Raw genomic sequence first — 24,227 nt, 5'->3', positions numbered from 1 at the left:
TTTAGTGCCAGTGGTGAAAATAGAAGGTTGGATCCTGAGTGTCAGGCAACTAGTCTGTTTACTAACAGTGATGTATTTCTCCGTGCTGACTGACCAAGCAATGCGAACGAGGAGGGAGTGTGTCACCGAGCCTGTATGATATATACCTTGCCCGCCAAGCGATAAAGCCAGTGGCGGCGCGCACACCGCTTGTTTATTCACCGGCGCTCTCTAAGCGTTACCAAGCACAAATTTGGTTGAAGCTAGAAACGAGCCAGCCGACAGGCGCGTTTAAATTACGCGGCGCCACCTACGCATTGAGTCGGTTGCCTCAGGCGCTGCGTGAGCGTGGTGTGATCACCTGCTCGACAGGCAACCATGGGCGTGCGCTTGCCTACGCCGCGAAGCAGCTAGGGATCCCGGCGACCGTGTGTCTCTCTTCGTTGGTGCCCGACAATAAAGTGGACGCTGTCAAAGCAATGGGGGCGCGAGTGTGGGTTGTGGGACGCTCGCAAGATGAGGCCGAGCAAGCCGCGCTCGAGGCTGTTTCGCGTGATGGTTTGTGCTATATCCCTCCCTTTGATCATCCCGATATTATTGCCGGACAAGGGACCATTGGGCTTGAGATCCTTGAAGATGCGCCAGATGTTGATGTGATTGTCGCCGGCTTATCGGGGGGCGGCTTGGTAGGAGGAATTGGTTTAGCGGCGCGTACCATCGCCCCACATATCGACCTGATTGGCGTCTCTATTCGTGATGGGGCTGCTATGCATGAAAGCATAATAGCGGGGAAGCCAGTCGCGGTGCCGGAGTCTGAATCGTTGGCTGATAGTCTTGGGGGTGGCATTGGCCTGACTAACCAATACACCTTTGCCCTAGTGCCCCAAGTGATGACGCAACATTATCAAGTGGATGAAGCGTATATCGCCCGTGCGATGATCGATATGTGGCAGTGCGAAAATAGGTGGGTAGAAGGTGCCGCCGTAGTGGGGTTAGCCGCTGCACGTCAACACCAGTTAGATTGGCAGGACAAGAAAGTGGTGATCGTGGTTAGTGGAAACAATGTGTCAACTGACACCCTGAGTGCGGTCATGGCATTAAGTGAGCAGGTTCGTCCTTAGCTCATGGTTAAATCTTGGTAAGTGCCAAAGGAGCCCGTATGCAGCTATATCATCGTCAGCAAATTGAATCTGTCGCGACGTTTAATCGGCACAGTCTCAGTGTGATTGAAAGTGCCTTCAGTGCGTTGGGACGTGGGGAGGTAACCATGCCACCAGTGTTAAGCATGGCCATTCACGAGCACAACGGTGAAGTCGATGTGAAAACCGCTCACATCAAAGGCGCTGAGCGGTTTGCGATTAAAGTCAGTCCCGGTTTTTTCGATAACCCGTCGATAGGTTTGCCGAGCCTTAATGGTTTGATGGTCGTGTTCTCGGCATCAACCGGTGTGGTGGAAGCCGTGCTGTTTGATGAAGGATACCTCACGGATGTGCGTACGGCTCTAGCCGGAGCGTTAAGTGCTAAGTACTGCGCGCGTAATAATGCTAAAACCGTCGCTGTGTTGGGGGCGGGCACGCAAGCAAGGTTGCAAGTGGCCGCGCTCAAACTGGTTAGAGAAATAGATACGGTTCATGTTTGGGCACGAGACAGTGCACAAGCAAAGCGGTATAAAGCGGACGTTGAGGCCGAACTGGGGGTGCGAGTGATCCCCCATCAGGATGTGGCGCAGGCTTGTCAACAGGCCGATATTATTGTCACCACGACGCCGGCTAAACAGCCGATTTTGCATTGGCAAGACATTCCCAAGGGCGCCCATGTTACGGCAATGGGCTCGGATAGCGCAGAGAAGCGCGAGCTTGACCCTCATATATTGCACAACGCTGATTGGGTGCTGGTGGATAGACGTGCTCAGTCAGAGGTGTTGGGTGAGCTAAAAGGACTGGCACTGTCACGATGTGTGGAAGAGTTAGGGAAAACGGTGGCGTCGGGGCGCCCCATTGCGCGAGGTGATGCGGCGATCACCGTGTGTGATTTGACTGGAACCGGGGTGCAGGATACGGCAATTGCCAATTATGTAGTCAGTGAATTGTGTAAGACGGAGGGGGGACCCAGTGATTGATGCTGTCGCATAAAACAAAAAGGTATATCTTATTACACAATAAGTGTTTTCCACTTCACATTCCTTGCATGCCTATGTAACAAAGCGGTTAATTTTTGCAGGTTTTGTTCAACTAATTAGATCTTATGCTTTGATAATTAGGCATAAGATCACGTTTCTTTTAATAGCTTGTTTCTATTGAAGTTATTTCTTTTTACTAATGATGGGTCTCTCATAATTGAGACATGTCTAGTTAGTGTAAAAAGGAATGATAAATGCACAAACACAGCTCTCTTGCGCTGATCATCGGCGCACTTTTTCATACCTCCGGGGTGTGGGCGATGGCTCAAGTGCCCGATCCTGTTGATCCTCCCACCGATCCAGAGCCACAAGCGTGTGTATCACTGGTTGGAGCTAACGGTATTGATGGTAGCCGCACCAGTGATGAGCGTTGCTTGCCCGGTGACGATCCCTTTACGGCCGAACAATGGCATTTGCTTAACCGTGGTCAAAATGCTTTTGCGCGTGAAGGAGGCCAACCGGGTAATGACCTCAACGTATGGTTAGCCCATCGTCAAGATGTGCTCGGACAAAACGTTAACGTCGCCGTTGTCGATGATGGCTTAGAAATTGCCCATCCCGATCTGGCCGCTAACGTCCGAGCCGGAAAGTCTTACGATTTCGTTAATCGTGATGATGACCCGACCCCGGAAGGCTGGAGCAGTCGTAATACCGCCCATGGTACCTCGGTCGCGGGGATCATCGCTGCGGTGCGGGACAACGGTATTGGTGGTATGGGGGTTGCGCCGCTTGCCAACCTGCAAGGCTATAACTATCTCGAATATCAAAGCCAGAATGCGTGGGAAATTAGCCATGGCCGCGAAGGTTACTCGGATGATGTACGCGTGTTTAACCAAAGCTATGGCGGCTCTGGTATCCGCAGTTATCCTTACAGTGATGATCCGATGAGCTATGATGGTCGTCAAAACGCCCAGTACAAAAAAATGAGCACGGAAGCCTTTGGCGGACTTGGCGCAGTTTTCATTAAATCGGCGGGGAACGGTTACAAGCGCACATCTTTTAATCGTCAGCGCTTCGGGCCTGTGGATGATAATCATGGTCTTCCATGGCAAAACAGCAACCAATCATCCAGTAATGCCAACTATTGGAACGTGACGGTGAGCGCGTTGAATGCGGATGGTGAACGCTCATCCTACTCGTCGGTCGGCAGCAGTGTATTCCTGACAGCACCGGGTGGCGAGTATGGCACCAATAAACCGGCACATATCACGACAGATTTGACTGGCTGTACCATGGGCTATAACCGCGATGATCGTATTCCCTACGACTCGCATGACCTTCATGGTGGTACGGACATCGACAATACCTGTGATTTCAACAGCGTGATGAACGGGACGTCTTCCGCCGCGCCAAATACCTCGGGGGCATTTGCGTTGATGATGTCAGCCTACCCGAACCTATCGCAGCGCGATATTCGCCACCTATTAGCAACAACCGCGACACGTGTGGATGCGGGTCGTTCAGCGGTACGCTTAACCTATCGCACCGCACAAGGAGGCGATCGCACGGTAACCGGCCTTGAAGGTTGGCAGCAAAATGCTGCAGGGCGCTGGTATAGCCCAACGTATGGTTTCGGCCTGATTGATGTTAATGCGGCACTCGAAGCAGCGAAGACATATCAGCCATTGCCTGCACAAGTGTTCACTGATTGGGCGTGGTCTTATCACAATCAACAGGGTGAAACTGGGTTAGCGATTGCCGATGCTGGGGCGGTGGCCACCACAGACAGTGTACAGGTGGCCGATAACCTCACTATCGAGGCGGTACAGGTGCGCACCTCGATTGAGCATAGCCGTATGTCGGATTTGCTGGTTGAACTCGAGTCCCCTTCTGGTACCCGTAGCGTGCTGATGTCGCCACGCAATAGCATGCTATCGAATACCCTAGATAGCACCTACCCTGAAGGCTTTACTGACCACCTGATGCTCAGCCATAAGTTCAATGGTGAAGCATCGCAAGGTCAATGGACACTCTACGTCACAGATACAGACGGCAAGACGCGTCAATACAGCCTCGGGGGTGAGGTGAAATCGATGGCGAATAACAGCGTCGATGGTAAATTGACGCAATGGTCACTGCGTGTCATTGGTCACCGCGGTTAATAGGAGACGAAGTATGAAAAAATTAATGATAGCCCTGGCAGTCATGGGTATCAGCCTTGGTGTCAGCGCAGGCACGGTGCAGCTAAATGGCAAAGAGTATGTGGTTGTCGAAACCGACAGCAATGCGCGTAATATGAGTGGCGAGCAAATGGGCGTCATGGTCGGCGATAAAGTCGCTGTATCGGCACAAAGCGCGCCATTAACGGTCACTGGCTCGATTTTGGTCAAAGCCAGTGAGGCGAACGCCAACCAGCTAGCACAGAAATATGGCCTTGACCTAGTCAGCTATCTCGATGGGGTGGCGTTGCTGGAAGCGACGCCCGGTACCAATGTAGCGGAGCTAGAAAAGGCGTTAAATCAAGAGTTGGACACGCCTGTCAATCTGGAGCTGAATCCGCAAAATCAGCGTCCCCAATAAACAAAAATAGTGCTTATCAACAAGCCCGTCTTTTTAGGCGGGCTTTTTATCATGGCCTTTCCTTATTTTGTAGAGAAAAGTGCGGCACAATTTACCCACCAACTATTTTGTTACTAGTTATTCCAGATTGTTCATAACTTTTACATGAGCCCCGCCTAACAGCTTGGTATGCTTTATCGCTTCTTAGCGCCAAAAAAATAGACAAATCATCATTATGCAGCTTTGACGCTGTGATTAGGGAAAAGACAATGTGGAAAACCCTTAGACATTCTTTGCCATTGCAAATTGCAGTGGCGGCCGCACTAGCTTGGCTGGTAGGCACGGTATTCGGCCCCATTGAGAACGCAGAGCAGACCACGTGGTATCCATTGCTTATGCTCGCCAAGGTCAGTTATATCGGTCTACTCAAAGCCGTGGTCGGTGTGATGGTATTGCTCTCGCTACTGGAAGGGATCAGTAATATTGGCAATGTGGTCCGCCTTAAGCGCTTAGGTGGTGCAACACTTTTGTTTTACGGTTTTACCACTACCATTGCGATCACCCTTGGTCTTGGGGCAGCGCTGATGATGCCCGAATGGCAACCGCTCACCAATGCACCGCCTGTGGATGAGAGCATTAGCTTTATCAATCAAGAGGCTGCGGGTGCTGGAGCCATTGCCACCAAACTTATTAATATGGCGTTGGTGAATCCGTTTGCCGCAGTGACTCAGGGGAACCTGTTGGCGATTGTGGTGTTCACCATTTTGTTTGGCATTTCGCTGATTGTCGCACTGCCAGAGTCGCACCCATTATTCGAGACCATTCGCGGGTTGAATAAAGGCATTAACACCATGGTGGCAGGGATTATTAAGCTGGCACCATTTGCGGTGTTCGCGATTGTTTTCCAGTTCTCCCATCAAGGGGATAACGATCTATTTGGCCAGCTATTTAGCTTTGCCGCCTTGGTGTTTGGACTGACGATGGTCCATGCGCTGATCGTGTTGCCGCTTATTGCACGTGTTGCTGGCGGCATTGGCTTTGTGAGCCTGTTTCGCGCAATCTCTGCACCGCTGGCGATGGCGTTTGCCACTTCATCCAGTGCTGCGACACTGCCCGTATCGATGCAGGCTGCCAAAGACGAGCTCAAGGTCACCCCGTCGACCGCGAGCATGGTCTTGCCGTTGGGCGCGGTGATGAATATGGATGGCACCGCATTATTTGAAGGCATTGCTGCGGTGTTCCTCGCACAGCTGTTCGGCATTGACCTGTCGACGACCGGCATTGTGATGATCTTCATTATGGCGATGGTTTCGTCGGTAGGCGCACCGGGCATGCCGTCGGGCTCGATGTCAGGTATGCAGTTGGTGTTGCTGGCTGCGGGTATTCCACTGGAAGCCATTGCTATTTTGCTGATCATTGAGCGCCCACTCGACACCTTCCGTACCGCGGTCAATGTGCAAGGCGATTTGATTGGTGCCACGGTGATTGATAAGTGGCAAAAGCGCTTTGGCTAATAGCCTCATCGCAAAAAACCGCTCCCGACCACGGAGCGGTTTTTTTAGCCCTCTTCAATCACATGAAAGGCGCGGTATTCGTCGAATGCGTATTGGTCCGTCATACCGCTGATATAGTCAATCAACAGGCGAGTACGAAAATAGAACTCACGCGCAGTGGCAGAAGGGATTTGCTTCTCCAGGGCCTGTTTTTGTACCGCATCGCGATAGGCTTTTTTATGTTTTTCAGGCAGCTTTTTAAATAGCCGCTGGGTGTATATCGACGCCTGTGGCTTGACCGGCTCGCCATTGACTAAAGCCGTAAAGACCTCACTGGGTAAGGTGAGGAGTGGACGATAGATGCTCATCAAACCATGGATGACGCGGTAGCCTTGTAGCTCGCGGCGTTCCACTTCTGGGTGACAAAAGGCATGCGCTTTGGCGACGTTTTTAAAGGTTTGTACAATTAAATGATTGACGCTGTTATCTTCAATTAGCGCGTGATTAAAGGTGCCATCGATGACAGCGGGTAAATGGTCGACAAAGCGTTGGGCGGCATGGCGAGGCAAGCGTTTATTGACCTCCACACGCAAGAAGACAAAAAACTGACTGTCACTGCCGTGGCTGCGCTTTTCCGCATTCTCTAACATGGTCGCCATGGTGTTGGCGTCATGCTCCTCACTGGCTTGAGTAAGCTGTACAAAGGTTGCCTTTAAGGCCGCTTTCAAATCCGCGAGAGTCAGTACGCCTTTTTCAACGGCGTCTTCTAAATCGGCAATGCCATAAGAAATATCATCGGCCGCTTCCATGATGTAACTGACTGGGGCACGACAGCCGGGCGAGATGGCGAGCGTTTTTTGCAAATCGCCAATATACGCTTGTTCACTGAGAAAATAGCCGACCTTCTTTTTAAGGTACGCGCGCGCGTCGTCATCTGCAGGTTTCGGCTCGCTACCACACCGAGTGTATTTAAGAATGCCGGAGACTTGCGAATAGGTGAGGTTCAGCTGTTGTAAGGTATGGATCAGCCGAATGCCTTGTGCGTTGCCTTCAAAATGACAGAGATCGCGCTGTACCGCCTCAGGCAGTTCGTCGTTAAAATGTTGGCGATAGATATAAGGGACGTGTTCACTGAGCCAATCACTGAGCGCTTGCTCGCCAAAGTGCCCGAACGGTGGGTTACCTATGTCGTGCATGAGGCAAGCCATCTCAACCAAGGTTTCCAAGCAGCGGTCGAGCGGGGGAGCGAGTTGCGAGGCAGACAGCTTGTCGGCAATCAGTTGACTGATATAGCGCCCGACTTGCTGGACCTCTAAAGAGTGGGTGAGACGGCTGCGCACCGCGGCATTGCGTTCAAGAGGGAAAACTTGGGTTTTTTGTTGCAAACGGCGCACGGCGGCAGAGTTAATGATCCGCCCACGATCGCTTTCAAATTGCTTCATCAAATCGCCGTTCGTTTGCGTTCTAAAAGGCCGATCTGGACGGATTTTTTGCTCAAAATTCGCAGTCATCATGACACTCAGCTTGTCCACTTTTTAAGATAGAGTGCGGCGGATTTCACTGACTGTCAATCCGACACCTAGCCTAGCATGACGGCAGCGACATAGATTAATGCATAGCGTATTATTTTCATTATAGGCACTATGTTATTGGGTGTGTTTATAATTAATTGACTGTTTTTTTTTTGGGGCGCGATAAAAACGTCGAGTCTAGAAGAAAATTTACAATTAGTAAGGGGTGAAAAGTCGATAGTTTGATTGACTTATCAAAGCAGTGTCATTAAAGGAAATAGCACTGCAGGCAAAAGGCAGTGAATTTGCCTGCAGTGTATCGATTTTACTTTATAGTGAAGCCTAAGTAGGCTTGGAACTCATTATTATCGAAGATATCTTTGTCATCTTTATTTCCTTTAGCATCTTTGAATTCCCAGTTAAATGCTTCATAGGAAACACCTGCATGCCAAGAGAAATGTTCATTTACCGCTTTTTTAAATTCTAATTCAGGTTGGATATGCGCATAGGCCAATGTTGTATCTGAGTCTGGCGTATGATAGGCCTCAACATAGTTCTCGATATTAAACATGAAGCCAGCAGGAAGTGGTAGCGAGTAAGTTAGATAGTTTTCGGTACCAATCTGATAGTCGTACTCTTCCTCCTCTGTGTCGTAGTAATCGAAGTTATACCAAGCGAGTTCGAGGTTCCAGTGTTCAGACAGATCGCCGGATAGGTAGAAGTTGGTTTCGACGCCACTTTTGTTTTTCAAGCTATCATCATTATCATTACCAAGCTGTGCCCATAATTCGATACCGAATGAAAAGTCTTTTCCACCCAGAGTGATATCTTTACTGAAGTAAGGCGCAATAATATATTGTTTAGTATCTGAAGAGTCGGACTCATCACTGGCTTTCCATGATGCATCGTAGCGGAATAAATAATACATGGTCGCATCAAAATCTCCGATGCTACCTGCACCTTGTGCTAAGCCAAATTGGGTATCCCAACCTTCTTTTCTCGCTTCACCTTCATTTTTAATGAAGTCTTTGTCCACATCAAAGAGAAAGCTGTAATCATCACTGAGTTTATAAGACCCTTTACCGATGGTGGCTTCGGTTTTAGTGAGGCCATTTTCATAATCATTGATTTTGACTTCACTGGTCAGTGAACCCAATTCACCGGCAAAGCCATTGGTGCTAGCAAGAGTGATTGCAGCGGCAATCGCTGTTTTTTGGATAGTATTACTCACTTTAAAGTATCCCTTCTTTAATAAAACATCTGAGTACTGTCGCGTTTTAATTATTCCTCGTGCACGCATTGCGTCATTGAACGTGGCGATACACGTATCGGCTTTTTATCCGATAAACAACACTTAGCGACAGTCTATTCCTTGACGTTCGCTTATGTATGAGCGATGTAAGAGTCATCCACTTGTGTCGAGTGAATGTGGATTTATGCTAGCAATGCGTCAGTAACATGACAACGGTGTTAATAATGAGTTAAGTGTCAATTAGTATTTTTGCTCTATTTTTTCTGTTGGAAATCGCACCAATCACCATTCAGTTTCTGTTCAGCTCGAATAAAAAACCATTAAATGAGTAAAAAAAAGTACTAATCCCTACATGAATAAAACTTTAGTAATCGATTACTCGATAAGCGCCTTTTTTCGTAGTGATAAGCATTGTTTGTGAATTTGTATTCATTTATAGCGGTAAGGAAGGTAGGGGTGTTTCTTTATAGTCAGGGGTTATATAAAAATGGAAAGCATAATTATCCAGGAGTGCTCAGGTCATAGTGGAAACAGGTTGCGGAGTAAGAGTGGTGATATTGTGTAGTCCTCACTTCACTCGGGTGAGGAGGGGAGCCAAGAATTTGCTGCCTATGGTATCCATGGCACCTGCCCCGTCGCTCGCACCGGTAACAAGTATCGTCCCGTCTGTCGGTTGGGTATGGGCGTTGAGTAAGGCTTGGACACATAGCATGGCGGTTAAGCCAGTGGTACCTACCATCATGACTTGCTTGAGAGTAACGACGTGCTACTTTCCCAGTTTGTATCACAGGTATGTAGACCACTGGCACACAATGAGCCCAATCCTCAAACTATAAAAATAAAAAAGCCGTTAAATCAATGATTTACCGGCTTTCCCAAACGTTTGGTGGGCTGGCGTAACTTGAATCAGGTCAATAACGTCATGTATTTATTGATTTTTTATGGTTTGACTTTGGTTCGGTGTACCATCGGGTGTATCTAAAGTACTGATTGTATCAAGAGTCCACAATGAGACACTCAATCAATGTATGTCTAGTCTGATAACAGATTACTGTCGAGGAGTGACCTCTACTTGTCTGCGCTGTTTAGTGGGTACAACTTCTTGTCGTTAACCCTCTCCAAGGGATCTCAGTATTGCAGCGTTCGCATGGATCGCTGTGGTATCAAACAGTGGCACATTAGTATGCTTTTGCTGAACAAGTAGAGCAATTTCCGTGCAGCCTAGGATCACAGCCTCCGCCCCTTCATGCTTCAGCTTATCAATTACCTTCAGGTAAGCATCACGAGATTGCTCAGTAATGATACCTTGACACAGCTCTTCGTAGATAATGTTGTGGATCGTGTTTTTATCTTCGCTACTTGGAACGACAACGCTTATCCCATATTTATCTGTAATTCGTTTTTTATAAAAATCTTGGTCCATCGTGAATCGTGTCCCGAGGAGACCAACTTTTCTGATGCCATGCAGGATGAGCGTTTCAGCTGTTGCATCAGCAATGTGCAGAATGGGAATACTGATGTGCGACTCAATCTGAGGTGCCACTTTATGCATGGTGTTGGTGCATATCAGGAGAAAGTCAGCACCGCCGGCTTCAATCGATACTGCCGCATCTGATAGTATCTGAGCGGTTTTATCCCACAGCCCCTTGTGTTGGAGCTCCTCTATTTCAGCGAAATTAACGCTATACATACAAATCTTGGCCGAGTTTAAGCCACCCAAGCGTTCTTTGATGCCATGATTTATCGCTGTATAGTAGCTTACAGTCGACTCCCAGCTCATCCCGCCAAGCAATCCTATCGTTTTCATTTGAGGTCCTCACGTTGTCTCTATGATGATCAAAACTACAAGCGCTAGGTGGTAAGAGATAGTACGTTTTTGACTATCTGAGAAAGTGCCTTGCGTATTGACTCGGGGTTACACCAATGGCTCGTTTAAAGTGCTTAGTAAAATGGCTTTGGTCGTGAAACCCGCAGAGGTTTGAGACTTCCGCCAGTTGGTATCCTTGTCGTATCAACTTCTCGGCATACCGGATACGTGCTTGTAGTTGATATGCATGTGGTGGAAGACCAAATTCCTTATTGAACGCACGCACTAGATAATAAGGATTAAGGGAAACCATTTGGGCAAGGTCACTCAGAGAGATGTTGGTACTAGGAGAGTCGTCTAGAAAGTGCTTTACCATGCTTACTTTCTTAGTTGCCTTTTTCTCAACAGGGAGTTCGACTTTCCTTTTACCATGACTTCTCATCAAGCGAGTGAGTAGCGCGTAGAGGAGCGACTCTCTTAACAACTTGTTTTCCGATCTCTCTAAGACGGAGAAGACGTACCGGAACTGTTTAGCTAGTGCTTCATCATGCACTACAGCATCAGGAAAGTAGGGCGTATAGGTGTCGGTTCCGACGAGCTCATGGCTTAACCGTTCAAAGTGCTCTGGTAAAGGATATAGTGCCTTGTAGGCCCAACCATCGTCGGTGTTGGCTTGGCCGTTATGAATATCATCCGCGTTGATTAAAATGATACTCCCAGCAGGTGCAAGGTTGTTACAGCCAGTTCTAAGAAACTTTTGGGTACCTCGTTCGATAACGCCAAAGGTGTAGCCCTCATGGCTGTGTCGAGAAAAACATTGTCTATGGTAACTCGCGTCCAGAATACCTATACCGCCAAGTTCCTGATGGTAAAGGTAGTTTGCTGATTCTTTACAAGCACCAAGCTTTTTCATTTCGCCGCCTAAACCTTCATGTGTAGATCATTATAAGCAAACCCTATACGTTCCCCTCGAGTCTGTATTGTACAAAATTGACTTAGACTCAAAGCGCTAAAAGTAAGACATTAAATTTAATAAGAAATTTAAAGTGGAAGAGTCATCTACTCACCTCGTTTAAGGTAATGCTTGTAAGACATAGTGCCAGGTAGTGATACCAGCTTTGTGTACTCAAAGACACGGCCGTCTTTTAGCAAACCGATAGATAGCACTTGAAGCAAGGGCGTTGATGGATCGATATCGAGGATCCTACACATTGACTCGCTCGGAAGGATGGCTTCGAAATCTTGGGACGCACCGTCGATATCAAGGCCTAGCTCCTCTTCGAGGTAGCGATATTTTGAGCCTTCTAAAGACATCACATTCATTCGAGGATAGAGTGATGCAGGCATGTAAGACTCTTCGTATACGGATGGCTTTCCATTTAGTAGCTTGAATCTTCGAATAAAATAGACTTTTTCTGTTTTCTCGACCTTTAGAAGCCGCACCAGCTCTTCGTCTGGATCAATGAGAGAGAACTCATCAATCTTGTATTCAAGCGTCGTGTTTGTACTTGAGAAGTACTCATTGGTGCTTTTCAGTGTCAGCAACGAGCCAACGACCGTCTTACCGATGATGGTGGTGCCAGCCCCTTGACGCTTTGCGACTAATCCTAGCTTAACCAACTCATCGATAGCATTACGTATAGTCACTCGGCTAACGCCATAATGTTCACTGAGTGCTTTTTCTGTGGGAAGGGTATCACCAACCTCGAGCTCGTCTGAATTGATGCGTGAGCGCAAATCTTGCATCACTTTTTTATACAGCATCTTTCACCTCTCTAATACACCTTTCAGATAATACAAAAAAAAGACAAGTTAAGCGACCCTCCGCCCTAAAACACTGGTTTGTCTATTTATCAAGCATAAAGATCAATTTTTCGTACGTTTTTTGCCCTGCTTTTGCCTTTTTTGTATTTATTTGTATCTTATCACGATCTGCATATTCTTTATTTGTATTGTTGTTGGGGCGGGTATAGGTTGTAGTTGTCAGAAGACAACGAAGCCTAAAAAAATTACCAAGGAAGCTGCTTATGTTAAGTGCAATACAACGATTAGGCGGAGCGATGTTTACCCCAGTACTGCTATTCCCGTTTGTTGGGATACTGATTGGGTTGAGTATTGTTCTGAAAAACCCAGTGTTTGTCGGCGATCTTGCAGATAAAGAGGGCCTTTATTACCAAGTACTAAAAATCATCGAAGAAGGAGGATGGACCATCTTCCGCAACATGGCTCTTCTTTTTGCTATCGGCTTACCGATAGGCCTTGCCAAAACAGCACATGCTCGAGCAGTGATGGTTGTGCTCGTGTCCTACCTCACGTTTAACTACTTCGTTAATGCAATGGGAGGCTTTTGGGGCGAGTTTTTTGGTGTGGATTTTTCACAGGCTATCGGCGGCACATCAGGACTCACAGAAGTGGCCGGGATCAAAACGCTCGATACTGGGATTTTTGGTGCCATCATAATCTCGTCTCTGATCACCTGGATCCACAATCGTACGTTTGAAAAAACGTTACCGGCCTATTTAGGTATTTTTCAGGGTGCATCTTTTGTCGCCATGTTGTCGTTCTTCGCGATGATCCCAGCAGCTTGGCTCACTCTTTATATTTGGCCTTCCATTCAACAGGGCATCCTCAGTCTACAAACATTCATGTTGGAGTCAGGGTCTTTTGGCGTATGGCTATATACCTTTCTCGAACGCATTTTAATCCCAACCGGCCTGCATCACTTCATCTATACCCCGTTTGTCTTCGGTAACATCGCGACCCCGAATGGCATCACGGCTGATTGGTTTATGAATCTCGAGAGTTTCACTCAATCGTCAACGGCGATAAAAGATCTCTTTCCTGCGGGCGGTTTTGCCTTACACGGTAACTCGAAAGTCTTTGGTTGTGTCGGGATTGCGATGGCCATGTATGCCACAGCTAAGACCGAGAATCGTAAAAAGGTCGCTGCGCTTCTCATTCCCGCGACGCTCACGGCGATGCTGGTGGGTATTACTGAACCACTCGAATTTACGTTCCTTTTCATTGCGCCTTGGCTGTTCGCTATTCATGCGCTCCTTGCTGGCACCATGGCGATGATGATGTATAGCTTCGGCGTCGTTGGAAACATGGGGGGAGGGTTAATCGAATTTGTCACAGGGAATTGGATACCGTTACTTGGCAATCACACCAGTATGGTCGTGACCCAAATTCTAATTGGTCTAGCATTCACGCTTATCTACTTTGTCACCTTTAAGTTCTTAATTGAAAAGTTTGATGTGCAAATTGCAGGTCGAGGCGATGCCGATCTCAAACTTCACACTAAAGATGACTTCAATAAAAAACACGGAATTACCGGCAAAGGTGGTCATGCAGTCAACCCACTGCAAGTACAAGCGGCTGAAACCTTGGATGGCCTAGGTGGAACAGAAAACATTGTTGAGTTGAGTAACTGTGCAACACGTTTACGTGTGACGGTTGCCGACCCAAGTAAGGTTGCATCTCGTGAGTTCTTTATGAATACCGGGGCGGTCAATGTGGTGACGAATGGCCAAGCTGTACAGGTCATTATTGGTCTAAACGTTCCCCAACTTCGGGAGGAATGCGAAAAAATCGTCGCTGTGCACCGAGGTGAAAAACAAGCAAAAAGGGAAGAGGATGCAGACATTGCGCCAAATCCAGCCATTTAAAAATATATCTATCAAATACTTATAAACAAGCTATTCATTGGCAAGTGATTTAAGCCAAATAAGAGAGGAAATGATGAAAAAAGAATTCTCAGTTGTTATCGCAGGCGGCGGCTCAACCTTCACCCCGGGTATTGTCATGATGCTACTGGAAAACCAAGATCGTTTTCCGATCCGTAAACTGAAATTCTACGACAACTTTGCATCTCGGCAGGAAACCGTGGCTGAAGCATGCAAGATCTTACTACAAGAGCGGGCGCCTCAAATCGAGTATTCTTATACCACCGATCCAGAAGAAGCCTTTACGGATGTTGATTTTTGCATGGCGCATATTCGCGCTGGTCTTTACGCCATGCGAGAGCAAGATGAAAAAATCCCGCTTCGTCATGGCTGTGTGGGCCAAGAAACGTGTGGCCCAGGTGGTATGGCTTACGGTTTACGCTCCATTCCTGCCGTGATTGAGCTTATCGACTACATGGAAAAGTATTCACCAAATGCATGGATGCTTAATTACTCCAACCCGGCAGCAATTGTTGCTGAGGCTTGTCGAGTGCTACGGCCTAATTCGAAAGTGCTTAATATCTGTGACATGCCGATTGGGATAGAGACCCGTATCGCTGAAATCTTGGGCTATGAAGACCGTAAACAGTTTGATGTGATGTACTACGGCCTGAACCACTTTGGATGGTGGAAAGAGTTTAAAGATGCCAAAACCGGCGAAGATCTCATGCCTCGGATTAAAGCGTATGTGAAAGAACATGGTTACTTGCCACCTAGCGCGATGAACGGTGCTCAGCATACCGACGAATCATGGAAAGATACGTTTATCAAAGTGCGTGATGTGTATGCGCTGGACCCAGAAACGATTCCAAACACATATCTTAAGTATTATCTGTATCCTGATTATGTTGTGGAGCACTCCGACAAGGTATACACGCGGGCTAATGAGGTGATGGATGGACGCGAGAAAGAAGTCTTCACCGAATGCTATCGCATTATCGCAGCAGGGACAGCAAAGGACACCACCATTGAGGTTGAGGAACACGCATCGTATATCGTTGACTTAGCGACCGCGATTGCCTTTAACACCAAGGAAAGAATGCTACTTATCGTCCCTAACAACGGGGCTATTAGTAACTTTGATCCAACAGCGATGGTTGAAATCCCTTGTATTGTCGACAATACAGGTGCAAAACCAATGCAAATCGGTGAAATCCCTGAATTCCAAAAAGGCATGATGAACCAACAGGTATCAGTTGAAAAGCTTGTTGTTCAAGCTCACGTTGAGGGCTCTTACCAGCGACTATGGCAAGCATTTACTTTGTCAGCCACAATTCCAAGCGCTTCAAAAGCCAAAGAAATTTTGGATGAAATGCTGGAGGTCAACAAAGAGTATTGGACAGAGTTGAATTAACCGGATCAGGGCTGTAGACAGTCTAGAGCTAAAAGGGAGCCCTAAAGAGGCTCCCTATTCTCACCGAGATATACCAGGTAATTGCAAGCAGCCAGTTTTGTGAGTTGTTGTTACTAACCAAGCAAACTAGCTATCAAAAAATCGACAGGAGATGAACAAACTGCCCAACAACAAACCCGATAGTGAATGCCAAGTAAGGGATGCGTGTTCGTTTTGCTCTGGAATTAACAGGAACCCATATTTTGGTGTTGACGGTTCGATGCTGTGCGCTTGGGCGGTAAAGTGTATAGTCTAGCGGTATCATTGTTACTGCTCCCGTGTTGATGCCGTCTCGAAAGATTATTGGCCAATCAACGAAAGCAAAGAATGATGGATGCAAAGTTAGGTGTTCATCCTTTTTGTTTTTGTCCGCGATCTGTGAGCCGATTTACCATGTCCCTTCAGAGGGTGCTAATCCTCCAACCACATTTTCACTAAGGACATAACCCCCATATTGCTTGTTTCAGTACCATAAAGGTTATCTGCACGACTGACAGAAAAATGATTACGCCATAATGGGCAGTAGTAGTAGTTTTGTATCAACCAGTCCTCGGCTCGATAGAGCTTGTATAGGAAGTCTTGACTATCATCGCTCTCTTGCATGAGCATATTGATGAACGTAAGTAGGCTTTGTTTAGACTTTTCGGGTAAGCAGAGAGTAAATATTTCCCCTGATAACAACCACTCATAATACTGGAAGGCCAAGTCATCGCTAAAAACATAGCAGTCGTACGATAAATCCGGGATAACATCCGTCTGTTCTTTATCGAGCAGTTGCCATGCTACTCCTTTGGCGGCGAGGGCATCGAGTAGGGGAGACACTTCCATTTCATGGCAGTCTTTGACTGCTATTTTAATCGGTCTGTGAGGTGCTGACATTTCTTGGTTAAATAGATGAAAGCCTTTTTTCTGGTGAGTTGGCATGATGCTGTTTGCCGCGTCCATGTTGTTTTCACCGATAAACTTACGACAGTGATGAACAATCCAAGCACGCTCCTTTAGGGATAGCCCCTTCGAATGGTGATGAAACTGCAGCACGGTACAACCACTATGGTCAATGTCTTCAACTTTTCCTAGCTGGTCCTCAAAGTACGGGTGTTCAGCTACATGCACCGTAGCGTCTGGCGTCGAGTCACTTGACCAAAACATAGCCCGCTCAATATGTCCACCTAAACCAAAATAGCGGCGATTTCGGATCAAACTCCACCTTTTCGTCTCAACTCTCTCTATTTGATAAGGGCCGCTACCTATGGGAGCAGAGGCATTGAAATCAAAAATAGCGGTGTGTGAGTCAGCTAATAAGTGGATGAATATTGGGTCGAATTGGCACATATGAAAGATAACCCATTGACCGCGGGTTTCAATGCTCTTCAAGTGACGAAATAGAAGTTGGTAGGGGTGAGGGGTATCACGTCGCATCTCCAGGTTAGTCTTTACAAGCTCGGCCGTCAGCGGCTCACCGTTGTGCATGGTGACATCGTTACGGAGGCGAACGACTACCTTGTTATCTTCATAATAAAACTGGTGTGCTACATGAGGAATGATTTTCTGTTGCTCGGGGTCAAACTTCACTAAGGTGTCAAACAAACTCTCGATGAGAATAATGGAGCGTGAGGATTGTGCGAGGTGCGGTCGCCACTCTGGCAGATTATACGGGACAAGATACATTAAGGTGTTCTGTTTTCTGAGCTCATTCTTTGCCGAGTCTGACCAATATGGAAGCCACTCTTGAAACAGGTTTTGTTGCTCAAACTGCGTTGCTAACTGAAAAGCGCGATTGATATTGCCTCGACGGGCGATGATCTCTAGTTGGGATAAGAGGGTTACTTTGAAGGTCTTCAACACGGTAAGCTGAGAGCGTCGCCCTCGTCCGCTTCCAGGTCGCCAGTTTATAACTCCTCTACTGTCCAGCGATGCCATTAGCTTGCTCACATTTCTCTCTGAGCAATGCAAAATATCCGCGAGAAAAGAGATATCGACATCATAGGCTTTATCATGGCCAAAATGTTGCTCAAGCTGTTTTAATCGCTGTAAGTGAGTGGAAGACAGAACTCTTTCGTTTACCATTTTTATCTCTTTTCCTCTGCCAAGCATGCCTTTGACATTGTTGCTGTATTCCAATGAGAGGTCTAGGAGTCGTCAACCTCATCTGTCCTAAGAGCCCTCGTATTAGCAAATGTAGATGTTGAGTATCAGAAAATCATTAAAGTTTAAGAATGCACTCCAGTGATATAAATGATCATGTTTTTTCGCTCACCCCTCCAATATGTCCAAAATCTCGTCCCAATCCATAGAGTTAATGAGCTTTTTTATGACGCCCTGGGGTGTGCTTCCCGTCTCCCCAGCCAATTTATCGATCTTGTGAAGAACTTCACTTTCTATCGGTAGTATTTTTTCTGTTTTTTTAATTCTATACTTTTTTGTGTTCCAGGCGCGCCTGAATTTAATTATAAAATCTTTTTTTTCTTTTTCAGGAATGAGGTCATAAAACGCTACAACTACTGACCTGATATCTTCATTGCTTGACGGTGTCCAAGTGTACCTTATTTCTTCTCTTTTTTTTATGTAATCATAAGCCCACATGAGCTGATTGCTGTGACAGTCATCTAACCACTTTATCATTTCATTTCTATTAGTGTTTTTTCTCCACTCATCTTTAAAATGGTTCGATAATTGTTCCTCCCCATTTTCTGAGTAGGGGGAATAAATGAAGCAGTTCTCTATTTGTCTCCTTTTTTCTTCTGTCGTGTCCCGTCCTGAAATACGTTGACATAAAGAGGACTTCTTTATGACAACATCAAGTAACTCAAGCCGTAAGCGTACGCAACGTGATTACACCTTAGCCTTTAAATTAGGCGTTGTTGAGCGTGTTGAAAAAGGTGAAATGACCTACAAACAAGCGCAAGCCCGTTTTGGTATTCAGGGCCGCTCAACGGTGCTCGTCTGGCTCAGAAAACATGGTAGACTCGATTGGTCGAAACCATTTCAGCATCCCCTTATGCCACATTCAAAAGAAACCCCAGCCGAAACTATCAAGCGCCTTGAGCGTGAGTTAGCCGAAGAGAAACTGCGTAACCAAATCCTCAACGGTATGGTCGATATCATGGACAATGAGTACGGAGCCGGCCTCAGAAAAAAGTACTTATCCGGTACATCTGGCAAGCCAAAGCCAAAAGCAAAATCAAGTTAGCGTCGGCATGTCGTGCCGCAGGCGTTTCTCGACAAGGTGTCTACCAAGCCGTTGCTCGAATGGAAAGCCGAAGAGCTGAACTATCAATCATCAAAGACTGGGTCCAATACTGGCGTAAATATATGCCGAGGTTAGGGGCGCGTAAGCTCTACGCGTTGGTAAAGCCCAAGCTAGTTGAACATGGCATTAAACTAGGGCGAGACGGGTTTTTTAGCTATCTGAAAAGTGAAGGTTTACTGGTTAGACCCAAGAAAAGCTACACAAAAACAACGTGTAGTAAGCACTGGATGAAGAAACATCCTAACCTGCTAAAAGAAGACGGACTACATGATGCTGCGCATGTACTGGTTAGCGACATAACTTATGTTGAATCAGACCAAGGTGTGCATTACCTGTCACTGGTGACCGATGCCAGTTCACGCAAGATAGTGGGTTATCACGTGAGCGAAGATATGAAAGTAGACAATGTAGTGAAAGCGCTGAAAATGGCCGTCAAAGATAAGCGCTATATCGGCAATGCGGTACATCACTCAGACCGAGGTTCGCAATACTGCTCAGCCGTTTATCAGAATGCGTTACAGGAGAGTCAAATCCAGTCGTCGATGACGGATGGTTATGATTGCTACCAAAACGCGTTAGCGGAAAGAATCAATGGCATACTGAAGCAGGAGTTTTTACTGTACCGGTGTAAGACACTGGCAGAGCTGAAAGTACTGGTAAAAGAATCGATAGCGATATACAACGAAATGAGACCGCACCTGAGTTTAAGTATGACAACCCCCAATCAGGTGCATAATAGAAAAGGCCAGCTACTGGAGCTGGCCTAAAAACTGTCAACCTATTTTAGGACGAGACATCGTGTTTGGGAGTGTTTCTTGCAGATAAAGATGGTTCAGTTCAAGGTCTTTAAAAATAACTTCCTTGGTTGGGTTGCCTTTTATGTTTTCCTTGTATATCAAATGTCCCAACTTTTTGTTCGTATTCTTTCTTATATAGCACCACAGCCAGTTTGTTTTTCTATCTTCATTGCAAAGGTCTTTGAAGTCATATTTTTTTAACTTTTCACGATATAGTTTTTCTTTTGTTCTTACTAAGAATCTTGAGGTTTCATTTTTGCTATATTGGCTTTTTTTATAAATAACATCAGATAGAACCCTGATTGTTTTGTTGGATATAGGCTGATCTTCAATATATCCATTTATATTATCTCTCTCTTCATTTGTTAGATCTAGAAGAGACTCGCTGAGTATTTCATTCCAAAAGAAAAACAAATCTCTTTTCGTCGTTACAGCTGTTAGAAGATGAATATTTATGACTTTTACTGACATTTTTATATCAACTGGCTTGTTATTTTTAACCTGTTTTATCACCTTTTTAAAGTGATAAACAGTTAGCTGTTCGCTCTTTTGTTTGTGTGTGATACTTGTCACAAATAATGCTTTTTTTTGCTGGTAAGTGTCAATAGTGTATATTCAATGCGATTGTAGTAATGATCGTTTTTGGTTCGATAACATAACTTCCACATACTCAGTTCGTCGATGGAGGAGGGAGAATCCAGGTTAGCTGGAAGGGGACATGGTCACAGGAGGAGGGGGAGTTGTCGGTATAGTAATATACATATTAGCTCTTCTCTTCATATACCCATTACCAGTAAAGAAGGTAAGGTAAAAAATAATCTAACTAGTGTTCCTTTGTAGAACTAATAGAGGAACATAAAATGAATCAACATACCTATGAGGGGTTTCCCATTCTCCTACCTGTTAATGAATGTAAGGGAAGGTGTTTAGATAAAATAAGAGAGGTGCTAGCTGATGGATGTCATGACTATAAAAACCTCACTATTGCTCGTCTTGACTTAAGGTTTCCAGCTATTGATGAGTCTGATGACTTTCTGATGCGTGATGAGGTGTTTTCGTTAAGACGGAGGAGAAAAGATACCGTTAAAGTTTTTATTCGAGCTATTGAATTAGAAATGGCAAAGCAAGAGTGTGAGAAGCGAGCGAAGGGTAAGCGGATGCATCGTTGTAAGGTGCGGTATGTATGGGCAAGAGAGCGCGATGGTTCACACAACGACCACTATCATTTCGCGTTGGTTTTAAATAAGGATAGGTTTTACCGTTGGGGAAAGTTTGAGAATGTTGAGTGCGGTGATGGTTTATATAATATCATTGCCCGTGCCTGGGCGAAGGCAATCGGCCTGTGTAACAATCAAGCGATGGGGTTAGTGCATATCCCTGATAATAGTATTTACTACCTTCACGGACGTCCTGAGAGCTCTGAACGCGCTGAGCAGGAGTATAAAGATATATTCTATCGATTAAGCTATTTGGCCAAAAAAAGAACCAAGCGTCGCAACGAGGGGTTTCGTTGCTTTGGTTCTAGCACCAAGTAAATCGTGCAAAATCGTTTTTTATTGATGATATATATTTAAAATCCCGTCGGCCGTACTGTCATGGTGCGGCCTTATTTCATATCTCTAAGGCAATAAAATCATTGTCGACATCCTCCTGTGTAATACCAATATAACGAAGCGTGATGCCTTCTGAGGTATGACGCAGCATTTTCATCACCCGACCAATATCTTTTGTGGCTTGATACAGCATATAACCGCGTGTTTTTCGCATTGAGTGCGTCCCTAACGAGAGGTTGAGCTCTTGCCCAACCTGTTGAAAGGCCAGAGTAACAGCACGCCGAGAGAGCGGTTTAGGCGGCAACTGCTTAATCTGCTGACAGCGGTGAGATTGAAACAGGTAGACGTGGTCAGGATGGTCTGCCCGTATCTTTTCAATGCGCGCCAGTGTTTTGGAGTTGAGCTGGATATCAGCAATCTTACCTGTCTTACGCTCTTTGATTCGCAACCGGTCACCGTGGATGTCGTCGAACCGAATGGCAAGCAGATCGGAGATACGTAACGCCAGGTTTAACCCGATATACCAGACGTCGGCCATTTGGCGATGATAACGAATACTCAATAGGTGGCCGATAAGCTGAACAGTCTCAGCATCTTTGATGGCTTGAACTTCTGACATGGCTTACTTCCTTTTTTCTTCACAGATGGAGGTTTTGAGAAGCACAGCACGACAGCGACAGCCGGACCCTTGTTGCGCCTGGGTTGGCTGCTTCCCGTTTTAACATAATGAGAAGCAGGGAAAGGTATCGCTGCCTGTGTGCATGTATGGCGTGTAAAAATGGCCTTTGAAGCCGCTACACGACTGGGATCCAGCCTCGCTCGGCGAAAGACACACAGTCTTCACCGACAACCACATGATCTAAAACGCGAACATCAATAAGGCCCAACGCTTTGATCAGCTTGTCAGTGATATGACGGTCTGCTTGTGACGGCTCGGCAATCCCGGATGGGTGGTTGTGGGCAAAGATAACGGCGGCTGCATTGTGACTCAGTGCCGCTTTTGCCACTTCGCGTGGATAGATAGACGCGGCATCAATGGTGCCAAAGAACAGGATATCGAACTGGATCAGCCGATGTTGGTTATCCAGCAGCATCAACGCAAACACTTCACGATCGTACGCGCCGAGTTTGAGCTTTAAGTACTCCATCACGTTTTTAGGGCTCGTGAAGGTGCCTTCGCGTTTGTACTTTTGTGCCAGTGCTTCTGCCGCGAGCTCTAAGAGCTGATTCAAATCAGATGGCTGATGGGCAGGGTAGTTGTCTGCAGGGGTGAACAGGGGAGTGTGTGACGTACGCATAGGGAGTCTCCTTTAAGTGATTGATGTGGCTATGCGTATCGATGACATATATCTGAAATCAGGTTGGTTAGGGGAGTGGATACAAGAGGGAGTGAAACCGGTAAATCTTTACGTGCGCGGAAATCTCATGAGTCCAATAACGGAGTAACATCATGAGATTAATTAAATTGAGCGAAGTAAAGCACATGACAGGCCTTGGCCGTTCAACCATCTACAACCTGATGAAAGACGGCACCTTCCCCAAAAGCGTTCCCCTGGGAGGCCGAGCGGTTGCGTGGGTAGAAAGTGAAGTCGAAGAGTGGGTGATGGCAAGGATAGCGGAGAGGGATAGTGAGGTGGACTTCTGACTAGGGCATTTTAGAGTCAAAGAGTAAACTGGGTACCTCACCTTGCGCTAAATATTGCCAGCTTTGACGCCCCTTGTGACGCCTAGTCTATAGAAGAAAAAGGGGTTTCAATGTATCATTATACTGTAATCACTTTTCACTATTGCGAATAACCTATGGCTAGCTCCAACCATATCAAAGCTTTGCTGCAATCACATATTGACAGAGATGACGACCGGTTTGTTTCTGTTGCGCTCCAGGTAGCTGCTCATGAAGCTAGGAATGGTCATGGCAAGCTTGCGCAAGAGCTGAAAGGACTAGTTGAAAAAGCGAAGAAGAGAAGCGCGAGCAATTTACCGGTTTCCATTGCAGCTGGTGTTAAAGATGCTTCTGGCTTACTGGTTACAACTCATCCTCAATTGCGCTTCTCAGACTTAATTGTATCTAGCGCCGTTAAAGGGCGATTAGAGCGGTTGGTCAAGGAACAAAAGCATCTAACAACGCTCAAGAACCACGGCCTCTCTCCCAGGAGAAAGCTCCTGCTGGCAGGGAAGCCTGGTACAGGGAAAACGTTTACTGCGTCAGTTTTAGCTGGAGAACTAGACTTTCCTCTTTTCGAGGTTCGTTTAGATGCTGTGATTACAAAATATCTCGGTGAGTCGTCTGCTAAGCTTCGGCAAATATTTGATACGATAAAAGAAGTTCGTGGTGTTTACTTTTTTGATGAGTTTGATGCCCTAGGATCGCATCGTGGTTCGAACAATGATGTTGGTGAAGCCAGACGTATTCTGAATAGCTTTTTGCAGATGATTGAGCAAGATGACTCCAATAGCGTCATAGTCTGCGCAACAAACCATATTGAAGCGCTAGATCATGCGTTATTTCGTCGTTTTGATGATGTGGTTCGATATGAATTGCCGTCGGAAGACGAAATAACAAAGCTGTTTCGTTCTCGTTTAGAGCCATACGTAGCGAAGAATTTTTCTTGGAAGCGGCTTACCACGATTGCTCAAGGGTTGAGCAATGCAGAGATAACTTTAGCTGCAAATGATGCAATCAAAGAAATGTTGATTCATGGTTACAGCTCAATTAGCACTAAAATGCTGATGCAGGCCATTGAGGATAGGAAAAGTATTAGCCAGCACTTTATGGAGTAAAAGGATTT

Annotated in this window: 22 protein-coding genes; 11 read left to right on the top strand and 11 right to left on the bottom strand. The window is 46.3% G+C overall.

Features of this window, described 5'->3' with window-relative positions:
* Positions 1-119 precede the first annotated feature (119 nt).
* From eutB to N8M53_RS10310, 5 genes are all read left to right on the top strand, one after another.
* The gene (gene eutB, locus N8M53_RS10330; RefSeq protein WP_269578715.1) at positions 120-1,100 is read left to right on the top strand and encodes a hydroxyectoine utilization dehydratase EutB; all 981 of its coding nucleotides are present in this window, start codon (positions 120-122) and stop codon (positions 1,098-1,100) included.
* A gap of 38 nt (positions 1,101-1,138) precedes the next feature.
* Positions 1,139-2,098 (top strand): cyclodeaminase, encoded by a 960-nt coding sequence (locus N8M53_RS10325; RefSeq protein ID WP_269578714.1) that lies wholly within the window; start codon positions 1,139-1,141, stop codon positions 2,096-2,098.
* Positions 2,099-2,352: 254 nt separating this feature from the next.
* On the top strand, positions 2,353-4,260 hold the full coding sequence (locus N8M53_RS10320; protein WP_269578713.1) for a S8 family serine peptidase: 1,908 nt from the start codon (positions 2,353-2,355) through the stop codon (positions 4,258-4,260).
* A 13-nt stretch (positions 4,261-4,273) separates the two neighbouring features.
* Positions 4,274-4,678 (top strand): hypothetical protein, encoded by a 405-nt coding sequence (locus N8M53_RS10315; RefSeq protein WP_269578712.1) that lies wholly within the window; start codon positions 4,274-4,276, stop codon positions 4,676-4,678.
* 248 nt (positions 4,679-4,926) lie between these two features.
* Positions 4,927-6,171 (top strand): dicarboxylate/amino acid:cation symporter, encoded by a 1,245-nt coding sequence (locus N8M53_RS10310; protein ID WP_269578711.1) that lies wholly within the window; start codon positions 4,927-4,929, stop codon positions 6,169-6,171.
* 44 nt (positions 6,172-6,215) lie between these two features.
* On the opposite strand, the gene dgt is transcribed toward N8M53_RS10310, so the two are convergent.
* From dgt to N8M53_RS10280, 6 genes are all read right to left on the bottom strand, one after another.
* The gene (gene dgt, locus N8M53_RS10305) at positions 6,216-7,664 is read right to left on the bottom strand and encodes a dGTPase (RefSeq protein WP_269578710.1); all 1,449 of its coding nucleotides are present in this window, start codon (positions 7,662-7,664) and stop codon (positions 6,216-6,218) included.
* 322 nt (positions 7,665-7,986) lie between these two features.
* Positions 7,987-8,892 (bottom strand): hypothetical protein, encoded by a 906-nt coding sequence (locus tag N8M53_RS10300; RefSeq protein ID WP_269578709.1) that lies wholly within the window; start codon positions 8,890-8,892, stop codon positions 7,987-7,989.
* A gap of 589 nt (positions 8,893-9,481) precedes the next feature.
* Positions 9,482-9,655: a hypothetical protein gene (locus tag N8M53_RS10295; protein WP_420066584.1), complete on the bottom strand. Its 174-nt coding sequence runs from the start codon at positions 9,653-9,655 to the stop codon at positions 9,482-9,484.
* Between the two features lie 366 nt (positions 9,656-10,021).
* Positions 10,022-10,720 carry an aspartate/glutamate racemase family protein gene (locus tag N8M53_RS10290; protein ID WP_046075167.1) on the bottom strand — a complete coding sequence of 233 codons (699 nt, stop codon included), beginning with the start codon at positions 10,718-10,720 and terminating at the stop codon, positions 10,022-10,024.
* 73 nt (positions 10,721-10,793) lie between these two features.
* Positions 10,794-11,633: an AraC family transcriptional regulator gene (locus N8M53_RS10285; RefSeq protein WP_269578708.1), complete on the bottom strand. Its 840-nt coding sequence runs from the start codon at positions 11,631-11,633 to the stop codon at positions 10,794-10,796.
* Between the two features lie 146 nt (positions 11,634-11,779).
* Positions 11,780-12,484: a GntR family transcriptional regulator gene (locus N8M53_RS10280; RefSeq protein ID WP_269578707.1), complete on the bottom strand. Its 705-nt coding sequence runs from the start codon at positions 12,482-12,484 to the stop codon at positions 11,780-11,782.
* Positions 12,485-12,747: 263 nt separating this feature from the next.
* Between N8M53_RS10280 and N8M53_RS10275 the strand changes: the two genes are divergently transcribed.
* Both N8M53_RS10275 and N8M53_RS10270 read left to right on the top strand, forming a co-directional pair.
* Entirely contained in the window at positions 12,748-14,388 is a 1,641-nt protein-coding gene (locus tag N8M53_RS10275) for an alpha-glucoside-specific PTS transporter subunit IIBC (RefSeq protein WP_269578706.1), read from the top strand.
* A gap of 70 nt (positions 14,389-14,458) precedes the next feature.
* Positions 14,459-15,799 (top strand): 6-phospho-alpha-glucosidase, encoded by a 1,341-nt coding sequence (locus N8M53_RS10270; RefSeq protein ID WP_269578705.1) that lies wholly within the window; start codon positions 14,459-14,461, stop codon positions 15,797-15,799.
* Positions 15,800-16,249: 450 nt separating this feature from the next.
* Here the strand turns inward: N8M53_RS10270 and N8M53_RS10265 are convergent, their stop codons facing one another.
* Both N8M53_RS10265 and N8M53_RS10260 read right to left on the bottom strand, forming a co-directional pair.
* Positions 16,250-17,959, bottom strand: a complete 1,710-nt coding sequence (locus tag N8M53_RS10265) for an SgrR family transcriptional regulator (RefSeq protein ID WP_269578704.1) — start codon at positions 17,957-17,959, stop codon at positions 16,250-16,252.
* 132 nt (positions 17,960-18,091) lie between these two features.
* A complete protein-coding gene (locus N8M53_RS10260; protein ID WP_269578703.1) occupies positions 18,092-18,460 on the bottom strand; it encodes a hypothetical protein in 369 nt (122 codons plus the stop codon).
* A 166-nt stretch (positions 18,461-18,626) separates the two neighbouring features.
* Here N8M53_RS10260 and N8M53_RS10255 point away from each other — a divergent pair.
* Positions 18,627-19,855 (top strand): IS3 family transposase gene (locus N8M53_RS10255; protein ID WP_269578702.1). Its coding sequence is split into 2 segments (ribosomal slippage): positions 18,627-18,978 and positions 18,978-19,855, totalling 1,230 coding nucleotides; the frame shifts between segments, so codons are not numbered across the junction.
* Between the two features lie 6 nt (positions 19,856-19,861).
* On the opposite strand, the gene N8M53_RS10250 is transcribed toward N8M53_RS10255, so the two are convergent.
* A complete protein-coding gene (locus N8M53_RS10250; protein ID WP_269578701.1) occupies positions 19,862-20,458 on the bottom strand; it encodes a hypothetical protein in 597 nt (198 codons plus the stop codon).
* A 287-nt stretch (positions 20,459-20,745) separates the two neighbouring features.
* Here N8M53_RS10250 and N8M53_RS10245 point away from each other — a divergent pair, with 287 nt between their 5' ends.
* Positions 20,746-21,420, top strand: coding sequence for an inovirus Gp2 family protein (locus N8M53_RS10245; protein ID WP_269578700.1), 675 nt, complete (start codon positions 20,746-20,748; stop codon positions 21,418-21,420).
* A gap of 76 nt (positions 21,421-21,496) precedes the next feature.
* Here the strand turns inward: N8M53_RS10245 and N8M53_RS10240 are convergent, their stop codons facing one another.
* Both N8M53_RS10240 and radC read right to left on the bottom strand, forming a co-directional pair.
* Entirely contained in the window at positions 21,497-22,057 is a 561-nt protein-coding gene (locus N8M53_RS10240) for a tyrosine-type recombinase/integrase (protein ID WP_269578699.1), read from the bottom strand.
* Positions 22,058-22,232: 175 nt separating this feature from the next.
* Complete coding sequence (radC, locus tag N8M53_RS10235) at positions 22,233-22,736, bottom strand: RadC family protein (RefSeq protein ID WP_269578698.1); 504 nt, start codon at positions 22,734-22,736, stop codon at positions 22,233-22,235.
* Between the two features lie 152 nt (positions 22,737-22,888).
* Between radC and N8M53_RS10230 the strand changes: the two genes are divergently transcribed.
* Together N8M53_RS10230 and N8M53_RS10225 are read left to right on the top strand one after the other, a co-directional pair.
* Positions 22,889-23,083 carry a helix-turn-helix transcriptional regulator gene (locus tag N8M53_RS10230; RefSeq protein WP_269578697.1) on the top strand — a complete coding sequence of 65 codons (195 nt, stop codon included), beginning with the start codon at positions 22,889-22,891 and terminating at the stop codon, positions 23,081-23,083.
* A 155-nt stretch (positions 23,084-23,238) separates the two neighbouring features.
* Positions 23,239-24,219 (top strand): AAA family ATPase, encoded by a 981-nt coding sequence (locus N8M53_RS10225; RefSeq protein ID WP_269578696.1) that lies wholly within the window; start codon positions 23,239-23,241, stop codon positions 24,217-24,219.
* Positions 24,220-24,227 lie beyond the last annotated feature (8 nt).

The organism is Salinivibrio kushneri (genome assembly GCF_027286325.1).
GTDB lineage: Bacteria > Pseudomonadota > Gammaproteobacteria > Enterobacterales > Vibrionaceae > Salinivibrio > Salinivibrio kushneri_A.
This window is presented reverse-complemented; position numbering and strand designations above follow the sequence as displayed.

Coding starts and splice junctions, on each gene's coding strand:
- N8M53_RS10295 (WP_420066584.1), bottom strand. CDS start 9,655: ATGATGGTAGGTACCACTGGCTTAACCGCCATGCTATGTGTCCAAGCC.
- N8M53_RS10310 (WP_269578711.1), top strand. CDS start 4,927: ATGTGGAAAACCCTTAGACATTCTTTGCCATTGCAAATTGCAGTGGCG.
- N8M53_RS10245 (WP_269578700.1), top strand. CDS start 20,746: ATGAATCAACATACCTATGAGGGGTTTCCCATTCTCCTACCTGTTAAT.
- N8M53_RS10240 (WP_269578699.1), bottom strand. CDS start 22,057: ATGTCAGAAGTTCAAGCCATCAAAGATGCTGAGACTGTTCAGCTTATC.
- N8M53_RS10285 (WP_269578708.1), bottom strand. CDS start 11,633: ATGAAAAAGCTTGGTGCTTGTAAAGAATCAGCAAACTACCTTTACCAT.
- dgt (WP_269578710.1), bottom strand. CDS start 7,664: ATGATGACTGCGAATTTTGAGCAAAAAATCCGTCCAGATCGGCCTTTT.
- N8M53_RS10325 (WP_269578714.1), top strand. CDS start 1,139: ATGCAGCTATATCATCGTCAGCAAATTGAATCTGTCGCGACGTTTAAT.
- N8M53_RS10290 (WP_046075167.1), bottom strand. CDS start 10,720: ATGAAAACGATAGGATTGCTTGGCGGGATGAGCTGGGAGTCGACTGTA.
- N8M53_RS10260 (WP_269578703.1), bottom strand. CDS start 18,460: ATGATAAAGTGGTTAGATGACTGTCACAGCAATCAGCTCATGTGGGCT.
- N8M53_RS10270 (WP_269578705.1), top strand. CDS start 14,459: ATGATGAAAAAAGAATTCTCAGTTGTTATCGCAGGCGGCGGCTCAACC.
- N8M53_RS10315 (WP_269578712.1), top strand. CDS start 4,274: ATGAAAAAATTAATGATAGCCCTGGCAGTCATGGGTATCAGCCTTGGT.
- radC (WP_269578698.1), bottom strand. CDS start 22,736: ATGCGTACGTCACACACTCCCCTGTTCACCCCTGCAGACAACTACCCT.
- N8M53_RS10280 (WP_269578707.1), bottom strand. CDS start 12,484: ATGCTGTATAAAAAAGTGATGCAAGATTTGCGCTCACGCATCAATTCA.
- N8M53_RS10275 (WP_269578706.1), top strand. CDS start 12,748: ATGTTAAGTGCAATACAACGATTAGGCGGAGCGATGTTTACCCCAGTA.
- N8M53_RS10230 (WP_269578697.1), top strand. CDS start 22,889: ATGAGATTAATTAAATTGAGCGAAGTAAAGCACATGACAGGCCTTGGC.
- N8M53_RS10320 (WP_269578713.1), top strand. CDS start 2,353: ATGCACAAACACAGCTCTCTTGCGCTGATCATCGGCGCACTTTTTCAT.
- N8M53_RS10225 (WP_269578696.1), top strand. CDS start 23,239: ATGGCTAGCTCCAACCATATCAAAGCTTTGCTGCAATCACATATTGAC.